The sequence below is a fragment of the Bradyrhizobium sp. SZCCHNS2022 genome, from assembly GCF_032377575.1.
Taxonomy (GTDB): Bacteria; Pseudomonadota; Alphaproteobacteria; order Rhizobiales; family Xanthobacteraceae; genus Bradyrhizobium; species Bradyrhizobium aeschynomenes.
In genome coordinates this window covers 3,165,001-3,177,379 of record NZ_JAUHHZ010000001.1, presented here as the reverse complement: position 1 = coordinate 3,177,379, position 12,379 = coordinate 3,165,001, and the positions used below count along the sequence as shown (strand labels likewise).

General features: G+C 63.3%; 9 protein-coding genes, 2 tRNA genes and 1 rRNA gene. All 12 read left to right on the top strand.

Annotated features, from left to right (window positions below; translation table 11 throughout):
* The first annotated feature begins 196 nt into the window (after window positions 1-196).
* The 12 genes from QXZ94_RS14120 to QXZ94_RS14065 all read left to right on the top strand — a co-directional run bounded on the left by QXZ94_RS14120 (window position 197) and on the right by QXZ94_RS14065 (window position 12,170).
* Window positions 197-1,357 carry a transporter substrate-binding domain-containing protein gene (locus tag QXZ94_RS14120; RefSeq protein ID WP_315720912.1) on the top strand — a complete coding sequence of 387 codons (1,161 nt, stop codon included), beginning with the start codon at window positions 197-199 and terminating at the stop codon, window positions 1,355-1,357.
* Window positions 1,354-2,019 carry an ANTAR domain-containing response regulator gene (locus QXZ94_RS14115; RefSeq protein ID WP_315720911.1) on the top strand — a complete coding sequence of 222 codons (666 nt, stop codon included), beginning with the start codon at window positions 1,354-1,356 and terminating at the stop codon, window positions 2,017-2,019. The genes QXZ94_RS14120 and QXZ94_RS14115 overlap by 4 nt, the downstream gene beginning before the upstream one ends.
* Before the next feature lie 9 nt (window positions 2,020-2,028).
* Window positions 2,029-3,267, top strand: a complete 1,239-nt coding sequence (locus QXZ94_RS14110; protein ID WP_315720910.1) for an urea ABC transporter substrate-binding protein — start codon at window positions 2,029-2,031, stop codon at window positions 3,265-3,267.
* Between the two features lie 92 nt (window positions 3,268-3,359).
* Window positions 3,360-4,232, top strand: a complete 873-nt coding sequence (locus tag QXZ94_RS14105; RefSeq protein ID WP_315720909.1) for an ABC transporter permease subunit — start codon at window positions 3,360-3,362, stop codon at window positions 4,230-4,232.
* Between the two features lie 11 nt (window positions 4,233-4,243).
* Entirely contained in the window at window positions 4,244-5,308 is a 1,065-nt protein-coding gene (locus QXZ94_RS14100; protein WP_315720908.1) for a branched-chain amino acid ABC transporter permease, read from the top strand.
* Window positions 5,308-6,024 carry an ABC transporter ATP-binding protein gene (locus QXZ94_RS14095; protein WP_315720907.1) on the top strand — a complete coding sequence of 239 codons (717 nt, stop codon included), beginning with the start codon at window positions 5,308-5,310 and terminating at the stop codon, window positions 6,022-6,024. The genes QXZ94_RS14100 and QXZ94_RS14095 overlap by 1 nt, the downstream gene beginning before the upstream one ends.
* A complete protein-coding gene (locus QXZ94_RS14090; RefSeq protein ID WP_315720906.1) occupies window positions 6,017-6,733 on the top strand; it encodes an ABC transporter ATP-binding protein in 717 nt (238 codons plus the stop codon). The genes QXZ94_RS14095 and QXZ94_RS14090 overlap by 8 nt, the downstream gene beginning before the upstream one ends.
* A gap of 32 nt (window positions 6,734-6,765) precedes the next feature.
* The gene (locus tag QXZ94_RS14085) at window positions 6,766-7,755 is read left to right on the top strand and encodes an acetamidase/formamidase family protein (RefSeq protein ID WP_315720905.1); all 990 of its coding nucleotides are present in this window, start codon (window positions 6,766-6,768) and stop codon (window positions 7,753-7,755) included.
* A gap of 11 nt (window positions 7,756-7,766) precedes the next feature.
* Complete coding sequence (locus tag QXZ94_RS14080; protein ID WP_315720904.1) at window positions 7,767-9,506, top strand: nitrilase-related carbon-nitrogen hydrolase; 1,740 nt, start codon at window positions 7,767-7,769, stop codon at window positions 9,504-9,506.
* A 597-nt stretch (window positions 9,507-10,103) separates the two neighbouring features.
* Window positions 10,104-11,592: ribosomal RNA gene (locus tag QXZ94_RS14075) — 16S ribosomal RNA — on the top strand.
* Between the two features lie 244 nt (window positions 11,593-11,836).
* Window positions 11,837-11,913 (top strand) — tRNA-Ile (locus QXZ94_RS14070).
* A gap of 181 nt (window positions 11,914-12,094) precedes the next feature.
* Window positions 12,095-12,170: transfer RNA gene (locus QXZ94_RS14065), tRNA-Ala, on the top strand.
* Window positions 12,171-12,379 lie beyond the last annotated feature (209 nt).

Here is a 12,379-nt window from a genome sequence, read left to right as displayed (position 1 = left end):
CATCGCTGCAACAACGCGCTTGACAGGATAGACGTCCTAAGCGACCGTAATGTCCACGCGTTGGGCACAGCAGCCCATTGGACGCGAGCACGATCAAACCATTTCCAACACCGCGCTGATCGAAGCGTGTTTGGTTGGTGGCGAGGGCGCCCTCGGCTTGACAGCCGACGGGCGCTTTTTTGTTTTAGGACGCGGGATGACACGGACGACGTTTCGCATCGGGGTGATGTTCTCGACGACCGGCTCGTACAGCGTCGTCGCGCGCTCGATGCTCAACGGCGCGCAGCTCGCGCTCGCCGAGGTCAATGCCGCCGACGGCCCGATCACGCTGGAGCCGGTGGTGGTGAACCCGTCCGGCGATCTCGCCCAATATCGCGCGCTGGCGCGGGAGCTGTTGAGCTCCGGTATCCGCCAGGTGGTCGGCTGCTACACCTCATCGAGCCGCAAGGAGGTGATTCCCTGCTTCGAGAAGTTCGACGGGCTGCTCTGGTATCCCTCGCACTACGAAGGCTTCGAGAGTTCCGACAACGTCGTTTACACCGGCGCGGCGCCGAACCAGCACGTGCTGCCGCTGGTCGAGTATCTTGCCTCGCGCGTCGGCACGCGCGCCTTCTGCGTCGGCTCGAACTACATCTGGGCGTGGGAGAACAACCGGATCTTCCGCGAGGCGCTGACCGCGCGCGGCGGCACGGTGCTGGCGGAACGTTATCTCACGGTCGGCGATACCGAGTTCGATCAGGTCATCGCCGCAATCCTGGAGCAGCGTCCGGACGTCGTCTTCAACAATCTGATCGGCACCAGCGCCTACGCGTTCTTCCGCGCTTTCCGCGCGGCCTGCCGAGCGGCGGGCATCGATCAGGCCAAGGAGATTCCGGTCGCGAGCTGCACGCTGTCCGAGCCTGAGCTCAAGGAGATCGGCACTGAAGCCGTCGACGGCCATCTGTCGTCGAGCGTCTACTTCTCCTCCCTGAGCTCGCCGGAGAATTCAGCCTTTCTGCACGCCTACACGGCGGCGTTTCCCGATGGTCCGGTGGTCTCTGCCGACGCCGAAGCCTCCTACATCGCCGTCAAGCTGCTCGCCGCGACCTTGGCGCAGGCCGGCAGCGACGAGTCGCGCCTGGTGCGCTGCGCCGTCGCCAATCAGCGCCTGCTGGCGCCGCAGGGCGAGGTGCGGATCGATCCGCAGACCTTCCATGCCTGGCTGACGCCGCGCATCGCACGCTCCTCCGCCGATGGCCAGTTCGAGCTGCTGCTCGAAGCGCGGCAGCCGATCGCGCCCGATCCCTATCTCGTGCAGTCGTCGCCACGCTTCGCGACCTCCATGCGTCCACCACTGCTCCGAATGGTGAAGTCATGACCTTCCGATTGCTGCAGAATTTCAAAGGTGGCCGCGCGCTGGTGATCACCCGGCGGGCAGGGTGGGAGACCACCCTGGAGACGACGCTCGCCAAGCTCGGCGTCGCCTGCGAATACCCTGACATCGTCGACGGCCGCGCACAGCTCGATGCGTCTGCGCTCCTGCCCGAGCGCGACATCCTGTTCATCGACGGCGACCTCGAAGGCGCGGTTGCGCTCGAGGTCAGTCCGGCCTCGAAGCTGCCGCCGGTGCCGGTGATCGGTCTCGTCGGCGTCGAGGCGCCGAGCCGGCTCAAGGCGCTGGTCAATCTCGGCGCCACCTCGTTCCTGCGCAAGCCCGTGCATGGCGGCGCCGTCTACACCGCGCTGTTCCTCGGCATCAACCAGTTCCTGCTGCGCACCGACATGTACGAGAAGCTGCAGGACCTGGAGAGCCGCCGCCGCGGCCGCCGGGCCGTGATCCGCGCCGTCGTGTCCCTGATGCAGGAGACCGGTCTCAACGACGACGATGCCTATTCCGCGCTTCGCCGCGACAGCATGCGGGCGCGGCAAAGTCTGGAGCTCTATTGCGAGGAGTTCCTGAGGAGACGGGCGATGCCGCCCGATACGCCGAAACGCCCGAGCAGCACCACGCTGCAAGGCGGCAACAAGCAAGCGATGTAGGAGCATCACATGACCAGATCTGGAATGCGGGGGCTGCGTGCCGCAGCCCTCACGGGGACGCTTGTCTTCGCGGCAGGCGCATATGCCGCCGAAGCGCCGATCAAGCTCGGCGTGCTGGAAGACCAGTCCGGGGACTTCGCCGCCGCCACCATCGGCAAGGTCCACGCCATCCAGCTCGCGGCCGAGGAGATCAACAAGGCCGGCGGCATCATGGGCCGCCCGCTGGAGCTCGTGACCTACGACACCCAGTCGGACAACACGCGCTATCAGGAGTTCATGCGCCGCGTGCTGCAGCGGGACAAGGTCGACGTCGTGTTCGCCGGCTTCTCCTCGGCCTCGCGCGAGGCTTATCGCCCGATCGTCGACCAGTTCAACGGCTTCGCCTTCTACAACAACCAGTATGAAGGCGGCGTCTGTGACGGCCACATGGTGGTGACGGGCGCGGTGCCGGAGCAGCAGTTCTCGACGCTGATCCCGTACATGATGCAGACCTACGGCAAGAAGGTCTACACCTTGGCCGCCGACTACAATTTCGGCCAGATCTCGGCCGAGTGGGTGCGCAAGATCGTCAAGGAGAACGGCGGCGAGATGGCTGGCGAGGAGTTCATCCCGCTCGGCGTGTCGCAGTTCTCGCAGAGCATCCAGAACATCCAGAAGGCCAAGCCCGACTTCGTCGTGACCCTGCTGGTCGGCACCGCGCAGGCCTCGTACTACGAGCAGGCGGCGTCCGCCAACGTCAGTCTGCCGATGGCCTCGTCCGTCAACGTCGGCCAGGGCTACGAGCACAAGCGCTTCAAGCCGCCGAGCCTGAAGGACATGTACGTCACCACCAACTACATCGAGGAAATCGATACGCCGAAAAGCAAGGAATTCCTGGCCAAGTTCAAGGCCAAATTCCCGAACGAGCCCTATGTGAACCAGGAGGCCGAGAACTCCTATCTCGCGCTCTATCTCTACAAGCAGATGGTGGAGCGGGCGAAGTCGACCAACCGCGACGAGATCCGCAAGGTGATCGCGATGGGCGACGTCTGCATGGACGCGCCGGAAGGCAAGGTCTGCATCGACCCCAAGAGCCAGCACATGTCGCACACGATCTACCTCGCCAAGGTCGGCGCTGACCACTCGATCTCGTTCCCGAAGGTCTGGGAGGACATCAAGCCGTACTGGCTGGGCGACGCCGGCTGCGACCTGACCAAGAAGGATCCGATGGCGCAGTACACGCCGTCGAATCCGCCGCCGAAGCCCTGATCGGCGGCCGCGGCCGCTCCGGCGTCCCCTCACGCCGGAGCGGCCCGTTGCTTCATCCCCTCACGCATCCGAACCCCACATCGATCGAAGACATGGACATCGCAACCCTGGCATTCTCTGCGCTCTACCAGTTCGGCGACGCGTTCGCCTTCCTGGTGCTCTCGGCCTGCGGGCTCGCGGTCATCTTCGGCATGATGGGTGTGATCAATCTCGCCCATGGCGAATTCATCATGTGTGGCGCCTATGTCACCGCGGCGACGGTGCATGCCGGCCTGCCGCTGCCGCTCGGCATTCTCTGCGGCACCTTGGCCTCGGCCTTCGTCGGCGTGCTCGTCGAGCTCCTGGTGATCCGGCATCTGTATGAGCGGCCGCTCGACACCATCGTTGCCACCTGGGGCCTCAGCCTGATCGCGACGCAGGGCACCTTGATCCTGGTCGGATCGACCATGGCCGGCGTCGGCACGCCGTTCGGTAGTTTTCAGGTCGGTGCCTATTCCTATTCGATCTACCGCATCGTGCTGTTCGTCGCCGCGCTCGCGGTGCTCGGCGCGCTCTATGCCTTGTTCAACTGGACCCGGTTCGGCGTGCTCGCGCGCGCCACCATCCAGGTGCCGCATATGGCGGCCGCGCTCGGTGTCGACACCAGGCTGATCTACAGCCTGACCTTTGCGTGCGGGGCAGGGCTCGCGGGCCTCGCCGGCGGGCTCTACGCGCCGACCATGACGCTGGTGCCGACCATGGGGGCGACCTTCATCATGGAGGCCTTCGTCACGGTGGTGATCGGCGGCGCCGACGTGTTCCTCGGCACCGCGCCGGCCGGCGGCATTCTCGCCATCGTGAAATCCGGCATGACGTCGTGGCAGGGCCAGCTGTTCGGCCAGATCGGCCTCCTGATCGCCGTCATCATCGTTGTCCGGGTGCTGCCGAAGGGCATCTCCGGCTTCGTGCTGCGCGAGCGGACCTGAGGAGCGCCGTCATGACCGGTTTCTTGTCCTTGTTCCGCCGTCTCGAAGGACCGCAGACGCTCGGCCGCGGGCCTGCCTTCTGGGCGCTGTTCGCGCTCGTGCTCGCCGGCGCGCTGGCGTACCCTCTGTTCAGCGACGGCTACACCGTCGGCAACACCGTCTACTTCTTCGTCTGGGTGTTCATCGCGCTCAGCCTCAGCCTGATCTGGGGCTATGGCGGCTCGCTGTCGTTCGGCCAGACTGCGTTCTTCGGCATCGCCGGCTATGGCTACGGCATCCTCACCATCAATTTCGGCGCGTCCTACGGCTTCACCTGGATCGCGTTGCTGCTGGCGATCGGCATGGCGGCGCTGGTGGCCGCGCTGCTCGGCTATTTCATGTTCTTCGGCCGGATCGCCGGGGTCTTCCTCGGCATCGTCACCTTGGCCGTGACCTTGATGCTCGAACGCTTCATGGCGCAGACCGCCGGCCCCGAATGGCGCATCGGCGCCGCCCGGCTGAACGGCTTCAACGGCATGAGCGCGATGCCGCCGTTGACCATCCCGTGGTTCGGCGGCCCGATCGTGCTGTTCGCCGATGTCGGGCTGTACTACGTCGTGCTCGGCATGCTCGTGCTGGTCTATCTCGGCTTGCGCATCCTGATGAATTCGTCGTTCGGCAACGTCATCGTCGCGATCCGCGAAAATCCCGAGCGGGCGGAGATGCTCGGCTACGACATTCGCAAGTATCAGCTGATCACCTTCGTCATCGGCGCGGCGCTCGCCGGCCTCTCCGGCGTGCTCTACACCGTGTGGGGGCAGTACATCACGCCCTCCAGCATGGGCATGACGGCGGCGTCGCTGCCGCTGATCTGGGTCGCCGTCGGTGGCCGCAGCGATCTCACGGCGACCGTGATCGGAACGCTGGTGGTGCTGTCCGGATTCCAGGCGCTGACGATCTACGGCAGCCAATATGCGCTGGTGTTCATGGGCGTGCTGCTGGTGCTCACCGTGCTGATCGCGCCGAATGGCCTCGTGCTCGGCGTCATCAACTGGATCACGAAGCTGGTGACCCGGCGCAAGTCGGAGGCCGCGTGATGGCGCTCTTGCAATTGCGCGACGTCAACAAGCATTTCGGCGGTCTGCACGTCACGAATTCCGTCAACCTCGTGCTGGAGCAGGGCGAGATCCACTGCCTGATCGGGCCGAACGGCGCCGGCAAGAGCACCTTGTTCCGGCTGATCCTCGGCGAGCATCATCCCGGCAGCGGCCACATCTATTTTGCCGGCGAAGACATCACTGCGCTGAAATCCTTCGCCCGCATCCGCCGCGGTCTCTCGGTCAAGTTCCAGGTGCCCGGCGTTTTCAAGGGCCTGTCGGTGCGGCAGAACCTGGAGATCGCGCTGCAGAGCCGGCTGCATGGCGCCGCGCTCGACAAAGAGATTAATCGCCTGCTCGCCTTCCTCAACCTCGAATCCGAGCAAGCGCAGCTCGCCGGCAATCTCAGCCACGGCCAGAAGCAGTGGCTGGAGATCGGAATGGCGATCTCGCTGAAGCCGCGGCTGCTGCTGCTCGACGAGCCGACCGCCGGCATGTCGCCGGAGGAGACGCACATGACCGGCGAGATGGTGCGGCGGCTGAACGCGGCCGGCATGACCGTGCTCGCCATCGAGCACGACATGGCGTTCGTGCGCCAGGTCGCGCAGCGCGTCACCGTGCTGCATCTCGGCCAGGTGTTCGCGCAAGGCTCGATCGACGAGATCGTCGCCGATGAGCGGGTCGCGGCGATCTATCTGGGGCAGGCCCATGCGTAAGGAAGTCATCCTCACCACCGTCGGGCTTCGCGCCGGCTATGGTGGCAAGCCGGTGCTGCAGGGCCTGGAGATCGAGGTTCGCGAAGGCGAGATCGTCGCGGTGATCGGCCGCAACGGCGTCGGCAAGTCGACCCTGATGAAGAGCCTGATCGGGCTGGTGCCGGCGATGTCCGGCTCGATCGTCTATCGCGGCGAGGCCGTCGAGCATTTGTCGGCGCACAAGCGGGCGCGGCTCGGCATGGGCTATGTGCCGCAGGGCCGTGACGTGTTTCCGCGGCTGACGGTCGGCGAGAACATCGCGGTCGGCGCGGCGATCAAGGGCGGCGGCATTCCGGAGGAGGGGAAGCAGCGCGTGATCGGCGCGTTCCCGATTTTGCGGGAGCGCTGGAGCCAGCGCGCCGGCACGATGTCCGGCGGCCAGCAGCAGCAGCTCGCGATCGGCCGCGTGCTGATCGCGGATCCCAATCTGATCCTGCTCGACGAGCCTTCGGAAGGCATCCAGCCGAACATCGTCCAGGACATCGCCCGCAACATGGTCGAGCTCAACCGCCGGACCGGCGTCACCATCATTCTGGTCGAGCAGAATCTCGACATGATCCGGGCCATGGCGCAGCGCGCCTACGTCATGGACAAGGGCCGCATCACGGCAAGCCTCGCGCGCGAGGCGCTCGACGACGCCGCCGAGATGCGCCGCCACCTCGCAGTCTGAAGAAACTCGAAACGAGCACAAGGAGAACGAGCATGGCCTGGCAGTCGGAATCGATCATGGCCCGCAAGGGCGTCGCCAAGGGCGCGCGCGGCGCACACCATGTCATCACCGAGAAGGATCAGGGCAAGTATCACTACGTCTACGGTCCCTATGTCGAGCCGGTGCTGACGATCGATCCCGGCGCTGTCGTCTCGGCCGAGACGCATGATGCGTTCGAGGGCGCGATCAAGCATGAGACCGACAGCCCGTCGAAGATCCTGAACTTCCCGTTCCTCAACCCGCAGAACGGCCCGATCTACGTCAACGGCGCCGAGAAGGGCGATACGCTGGCGGTCTACATCGAGAGCATCGTCCCGCGCGGGCCGCAGCCGCGCGGCACCACCGTGATCATGCCGGAGTTCGGCGGGCTGGTCGGGACGGGGAATACCGCGTTGCTCAATCCGGCGCTGCCGGAGCGGGTCAAGAAGCTGGAGATCACGGCGGAGAAGGGCACGGTGTGGAACGACAAGATCACGCTACCCTATGAGCCGTTTATCGGCACCATCGGCACCTCGCCGGAGATCGAGGCGATCTCCTCGCTCGTGCCCGACTACTACGGCGGCAACATGGACCTGCCGGATGTCGGCACCGGCGCGATCATCTATCTGCCGGTGAATACCCGGGGGGCGCTGCTCTATCTCGGCGACTGCCACGCCGCGCAGGGCGACGGCGAATTGTGTGGCGTCGCGATCGAGCATCCGACCGTGACGACGGTGCAGGTCGACCTGATCAAGAACTGGAGCATCGCCTGGCCGCGGCTGGAGACCAAGGACTTCATCATGACGATCGGCTCGGCGCGGCCGATGGAGGATGCGGCGCGCATCGCCTATCGCGAGCTGTGCCGCTGGATGGCGGCCGATTACGGCTTCGAGGAGATCGACGCCTACATGCTGCTGACGCAGGCCGGGCGCGTCCGGCTCGGCAACATGGTCGATCCGAAATACACGCTCGGCGCCTCCATCAAGAAGCATTTTCTGGTCTGAGGTTGCCGACGATGCCGATGACGTACAAGGTCGCCACCGTCCAGTTCGAGCCGGTTCTGGCTGAGAAGGAGCGCAACATCGAAGGCCTGCTCGCCCTGTGCGAGCAGGCGGCATCGTCGGGTGCGAAGCTGATCGTGACGCCGGAGATGGGGACGACAGGCTATTGCTGGTACGACCGCGCAGAGGTGACGCCCTATGTAGAGAAGGTGCCGGGCTCGACCACGCACCGCTTCGCGGCGCTGGCGAGACGGCACGATTGCTACATCGTCATCGGCATGCCCGAGGTCGATGACGACGACATCTACTACAACAGCGCGGTGCTGATCGGTCCCGACGGCGTGATCGGCCGGCACCGCAAGACGCATCCCTACATCTCCGAGCCGAAATGGGCGGCCGCGGGTGACCTGCACAACCAGGTGTTCGAGACGCCGATCGGCCGCATCGCGCTGCTGATCTGCATGGACATCCATTTCGTCGAGACGGCGCGGCTGATGGCGCTCGGTGGCGCCGACATCATCTGCCATATCTCGAACTGGCTCGCCGAGCGCACGCCGGCGCCGTACTGGATCAGCCGCGCCTTCGAGAATTCCTGCTACGTCATCGAGAGCAACCGCTGGGGGCTGGAGCGCACCGTGCAGTTCTCCGGCGGCAGCTGCGTCATCGCGCCCGATGGCAGCCTGCCGGCTGTGATCGACAAGGGCGACGGCGTGGCTCTCGCCGAAATCGATCTCGCATGGGCACGGGCGCGTCGTGTGCTCGGCGAGCCGGTGTTCGCGCAGCGCCGGCCGGAGCTGTATCCTGAGCTGCTCACCAATACCTACAGCTGGAACCCGCGGGACTTCTTCGGGCTCTACGGTCACCAGCCATGGCCGGTGGGCAAGCGCTCCCGGATCAGCGCGGCGCAGTTCACGCCGACGTCGGATGTCGCGGCCAATTTGGCCCGCATCGCCGAGCTCGCGGCTATGGCGAAGGGGGAGGGCGCCGAGCTCGTTGTTTTCCCGGAACTTGCGGCAACGGGGCTGACCAATCCGGCCGAAACGGCTGAGCCGATCCCAGGCCGCATCACGGCCGCACTCAGCGAGATCGCGGCTGGCCAGGGACTAACCGTGGTCTGCGGTCTTGCAGAACGAGACGGGAACGCCATCTATAATTCAGCCGTCCTGGTCACACCCGACGGTAAAATCACCACCTACCGCAAGACCCACCTGACCACGGCCGAGCGCAGCTGGGCCACGGCCGGAGACGAATGGGCGGTCGTCGACACGCCGATGGGGCGGATCGGCATCCTGATCGGTCATGACGCGGCGTTTCCGGAGGCGGGCCGGGTGCTCGCCTTGCGCGGCTGCGACCTGATCGTGTGTCCTTCGGCGGTGAAGGGGACCTTCAGTGCGGCGCATGCAGGGACCGAGGTGATGCAGCCGGCGCCGATCCCGACCGGGGCCGACGCGCATCATTGGCATCACTTCCGTGTTCGCGGTGGCGAGAACAACGCGTACTTCGCATTCGCGAATGTGTGCGACGCCGCGAATGAGTATCGCGGGCTCAGCGGCGTGTTCGGTCCGGATACGTTTGCGTTTCCGCGCCGCGAGGCGATGGTCGAGCGCGGGGAGGGGATTGCGACGCTCGAGATCGACACCAGCAATCTCGACAGCGTCTATCCAACCAACGTCGTCCGGCGGAAAGATCTCGTCTGCATGCGCATGCCGCACTCCTATCGTGCGCTGGCGCAATCGAAGGCGAGCAATTTCTGAGCTTGCGCGCGCCATCCGTTCCAAAATGGAACGGATGCGGGATGTGACGGCGCGCAGAGCGAGGTGCGACGACGCTGTCCACATTTCTTCACAGCCGTCGCAAAAAGTTCTTGCACGGGATGCGGCATCGCACTATCTCACCACCACGCCAGCCGGACATCACCGATGACTGAGGCCCCCGAACTTCCGGGACCAACGTTGTTTTCCTTGATGTTTCTTCTTCCGACTGGCTCTTGAGTTTTTCTTCAGAAAAGCTCTTGACGGTCTCGAAAAATCAGCTATTTGAAGCGCCCCGGCAACGGAGACTTCGACGGCGAAAGAGACCGAAGAAGGTGCACTAATTAGTTCGGAGCGACTGAGTTCGCGAACTAACAAGTGCGGGCTGTTTGACAAGTGAAGATGAAGAAAGAGAAACGTGGACGGCGGAGTCCTTGCGGGTCTCGGGGTTGAGCTTCGGCTTGATTTCGAGATCGGACGAGAAGACTTCGGCGGACAATGTTTCAAAGGTAACACCATGGTTTTCGCGCTGTGAAGCGTGGAGATCGATTGGTGGGACCTCGTCAAACGTTGTGATCAGCCGGTTCAAAGCTTCAAGTTCAACTTGAGAGTTTGATCCTGGCTCAGAGCGAACGCTGGCGGCAGGCTTAACACATGCAAGTCGAGCGGGCGTAGCAATACGTCAGCGGCAGACGGGTGAGTAACGCGTGGGAACGTACCTTTTGGTTCGGAACAACACAGGGAAACTTGTGCTAATACCGGATAAGCCCTTACGGGGAAAGATTTATCGCCGAAAGATCGGCCCGCGTCTGATTAGCTAGTTGGTGGGGTAATGGCCCACCAAGGCGACGATCAGTAGCTGGTCTGAGAGGATGATCAGCCACATTGGGACTGAGACACGGCCCAAACTCCTACGGGAGGCAGCAGTGGGGAATATTGGACAATGGGGGCAACCCTGATCCAGCCATGCCGCGTGAGTGATGAAGGCCCTAGGGTTGTAAAGCTCTTTTGTGCGGGAAGATAATGACGGTACCGCAAGAATAAGCCCCGGCTAACTTCGTGCCAGCAGCCGCGGTAATACGAAGGGGGCTAGCGTTGCTCGGAATCACTGGGCGTAAAGGGTGCGTAGGCGGGTCTTTAAGTCAGGGGTGAAATCCTGGAGCTCAACTCCAGAACTGCCTTTGATACTGAAGATCTTGAGTTCGGGAGAGGTGAGTGGAACTGCGAGTGTAGAGGTGAAATTCGTAGATATTCGCAAGAACACCAGTGGCGAAGGCGGCTCACTGGCCCGATACTGACGCTGAGGCACGAAAGCGTGGGGAGCAAACAGGATTAGATACCCTGGTAGTCCACGCCGTAAACGATGAATGCCAGCCGTTAGTGGGTTTACTCACTAGTGGCGCAGCTAACGCTTTAAGCATTCCGCCTGGGGAGTACGGTCGCAAGATTAAAACTCAAAGGAATTGACGGGGGCCCGCACAAGCGGTGGAGCATGTGGTTTAATTCGACGCAACGCGCAGAACCTTACCAGCCCTTGACATGTTTGGGACCGGTCGCAGAGACGTGACCTTCTCTTCGGAGCCCGAAACACAGGTGCTGCATGGCTGTCGTCAGCTCGTGTCGTGAGATGTTGGGTTAAGTCCCGCAACGAGCGCAACCCCCGTCCTTAGTTGCTACCATTTAGTTGAGCACTCTAAGGAGACTGCCGGTGATAAGCCGCGAGGAAGGTGGGGATGACGTCAAGTCCTCATGGCCCTTACGGGCTGGGCTACACACGTGCTACAATGGCGGTGACAGTGGGAAGCTAAGGGGCAACCCTTCGCAAATCTCAAAAAGCCGTCTCAGTTCGGATTGGGCTCTGCAACTCGAGCCCATGAAGTTGGAATCGCTAGTAATCGTGGATCAGCACGCCACGGTGAATACGTTCCCGGGCCTTGTACACACCGCCCGTCACACCATGGGAGTTGGCTTTACCTGAAGGCGGTGCGCTAACCAGCAATGGAGGCAGCCGACCACGGTAGGGTCAGCGACTGGGGTGAAGTCGTAACAAGGTAGCCGTAGGGGAACCTGCGGCTGGATCACCTCCTTTCTAAGGATGGCTCTTCAGTCTGGTCTTCGGATCACGATCTTCGGATCGCGTACTATCGAGCTGTTTTAGAAACATCAGGGACCAACACGATCGCCAGATCGGGTTGAGTTCCATTGGCGGGATTTCGCCGTCTTCGTTTCTCTTTCTTCGCGGACGAACACGCTGCCTGGGGCTTGGCGCTGTGCATCATCATGGCGCTGTGAGGCGCCGGGTGGTTGACTTGATCCGAGCCTCTCAAGCGTTAGGGCTTGTAGCTCAGTTGGTTAGAGCGCGCGCTTGATAAGCGTGAGGTCGGAAGTTCAAGTCTTCCCAGGCCCACCAGCCTTCGCGCCTGACGGCGCTTCGGCTCGGCAAGCCAGCCGATCGAGCCCGGGCATTTCGACTGAATGAGGTCGGAGATGCGCGAAGGCTGTCGCGCCGAAGCCCGATAGGGCGTAGGCGGACTTGAGCGGCTAGCCAATCGTCTCGACGATCTAGCGCAAGCTTTCGTCTTTCCGAGTAGGGGGCCTTAGCTCAGCTGGGAGAGCGCGTGCTTTGCAAGCATGAGGTCGTCGGTTCGATCCCGACAGGCTCCACCACGCTTCGCCCTTCGGGCTACGCGTGGCGCGGCCAAGGGTTGAACGAGTTGGATCATCCACGCAGGAGCCGAAGGGCGGAGCGTGGTGCCCGGCGAAGCCACTTGGCGAAGACGGGCTGCTGCCCCTAGCGTGTTCAATTCGTCCGCGAGACAACATTTCGCATTGTCTGGTCCTCACCGGGAATACAGGCAACTGCGGGTTATCTGACA